Annotated in this window: 3 protein-coding genes and 1 pseudogene; 3 read left to right on the top strand and 1 reads right to left on the bottom strand. The window is 58.7% G+C overall.

Annotation, left to right across the window (positions count from 1 at the left end):
* A partial coding sequence (locus tag FYJ28_RS17485) for a hypothetical protein (protein ID WP_229780548.1) occupies positions 1 to 399 on the bottom strand: 399 nt, incomplete at its 3' end.
* A 554-nt stretch (positions 400 to 953) separates the two neighbouring features.
* Between FYJ28_RS17485 and FYJ28_RS17040 the strand changes: the two genes are divergently transcribed.
* The 3 genes and pseudogenes from FYJ28_RS17040 to FYJ28_RS17030 all read left to right on the top strand — a co-directional run.
* The gene (locus FYJ28_RS17040) at positions 954 to 1,406 is read left to right on the top strand and encodes a hypothetical protein (RefSeq protein WP_154580187.1); all 453 of its coding nucleotides are present in this window, start codon (positions 954 to 956) and stop codon (positions 1,404 to 1,406) included.
* 23 nt (positions 1,407 to 1,429) lie between these two features.
* Positions 1,430 to 1,747 (top strand): hypothetical protein, encoded by a 318-nt coding sequence (locus FYJ28_RS17035; protein WP_229780547.1) that lies wholly within the window; start codon positions 1,430 to 1,432, stop codon positions 1,745 to 1,747.
* 3 nt (positions 1,748 to 1,750) lie between these two features.
* Positions 1,751 to 2,113: pseudogene (locus tag FYJ28_RS17030) on the top strand (Fic/DOC family protein); the annotation flags it as partial.

Here is a 2,113-nt window from a genome sequence, read left to right as displayed (position 1 = left end):
GCTCCAATGGGTATCTCTGGCTGCCAGCTCACGAGCTCCAGTTCCTATCACGCCAGTTATAGGAACTGCTACGGTGAGGTAAACAAGGGGATCATCGGCATGGGCTTCCACCTTGACCGAGATACCTATTCTGGTGGACTCGGTCGAATCACTAACTACTACGGGGCCAACCACTGGATTGTAGGCGGGGCACTGGGGGGCCACCGGCTCGAACGGTTCACACAGCAGAAGGTGCGGTATTCTGCTGACCTCAATGTTGCATGGAAGGGATTCCCTGTCGGCTGGGTTGCTTGGATGGAAGTAACCGTTGGTAACGGTCACGATATTTGGACAAACAACAACTGATTCAAGACAAGGAAGTGAACGTATTGTGACAGCAGGAGCAATTTCAGGCGCCATTGTAGTAATTATTGTAATCTCACTAGTGGCGTGGGGTATTACCTACATGGCGCGGCGTTCCCGCTCGAGTAAGTCCCAACACAATTCTGACGAATAAATACATCACTTCATGGACTGCCACTGACGTGGTTACTCTTCTCAAGAACAGATCCCTGCGACATTTGCCGCAGGGATCTGTTCTTGATGGTTGGGGGATACGCGACGGCGCGTCGAGGCAGTGGAAATCCGCTTTGGACGGTAAATCGAAGTGTCTTGCCACTATGGATCACATGTGGTTAGTCCAGCGACTGTGTACATCTCCGGTTGAGATCAAACTGATGCGGACGCCGCATGGGATTACGACCTGCTTGTTTGTGTCGGGCTGGCGGAGGATAAACTCGGCCATTCCGGGGAAAGTGAAGGCCACCAGCCCATGTTCCGGGGTGTAGATGAGACCTTCGGCAACGAGGCCTGCGCGAGCTGAATCCCGGCTTTGGTGGGTCGGTTGAAGGCACCAGGCAGCAGTTTTGGTGCTGCAGTGGTGATGACACAGCCACGCAGCAGGAAAAAACCGATTGGATGCGCTCCGCGCCGAAGCGGCCCAGCTGACCGAAGCAGACACCACAGAGCGCAACCTCATCCAGCAGCAGGCCCAGGACATCCTCCTGGCCGTCACCACCAGAGCAGAGCAAGCCGGCAACCCGGCCGCAGCGAAACTCAACAACGTAGTTGAAACCCGTGAACTCATCGATGAGCTATGGCAGCAGGACCTGGACTCTTACCGCCACGCCTATGCCGAATCAGCACACCACGCACTCAACACCCGCGGCCTGGCAGTGTCTCTCGAAGTCACTGCTTCGGGCTCTGGTGAACCCAATCCAGCCTTGGAAGACCTGCACAGCTACGCGGAGAAGACCACCCCGCTGCCTATGACAGGCCAGGCCACGGACGGGAACCTGGGCAAACCTGCCAATGTTCTCCGGGCTGCCGGCCTCACCTATCCGGCTAGGGTGAGCATCCAGCCCTAGCAACCCTGTGTGAAAGGAATGTCATGGAGAGCTTTGAAGAGGTCATGTCGCGCATGGCCGCCGGGCGCCCCAACCAGACCGGCCCGGAAGAGCCAGCTCCCGGGATTGACGTCGTTGCCATGTGGCCGGAACTGTTCACTGACATGAGCGACATCGACCGGAACGCTATCCGCCAGTCTTTTGCCGCGAGCTGGCACGACGGATGGCAGCCAGACCGGGAAGATGTGGCCGACCTCGCCGCGCAGACCCGCGGAACAATCACCGCCGAGGAATACCGGCAACGCATCAGGAACCGCGCCCAGGAACGAGAAGCGACGCAGCGGCCGGCAGACGAGGCCTAGCCCATGGAGCGGACTGAGGCCTGGGATTCCTACTTCTACCCGGAGACCATCAACGAAGCCGGCTACGGGACCCTCAAGAACAAACTGGGGGAGCGAGACCCCCTTGCACTCCGCTCCATCGAATACGGCTACACTGCCATTCGCGAACGCGAACTGCTCTCCGGCCAGGCGGAGGTGGACCACACCTACGGCGCGGATCACCTCCGGGCTATCCAGGGCCACCTCTTCCAGGACATCTACGACTGGGCCGGCGAATTCCGCACCATCAACATCGGCAAGAACGCCGCCGGCTTCGCGAACATCGAGAACGGGGACCTGGACCAGATGCTCAAAGAAGTCCAGCGAGCCGTAGGACAGGTTTCCTGG

Source organism: Arthrobacter sp. BL-252-APC-1A (assembly GCF_009696625.1).
Taxonomy (GTDB): domain Bacteria; phylum Actinomycetota; class Actinomycetes; order Actinomycetales; family Micrococcaceae; genus Arthrobacter_B.
This window is presented reverse-complemented; position numbering and strand designations above follow the sequence as displayed.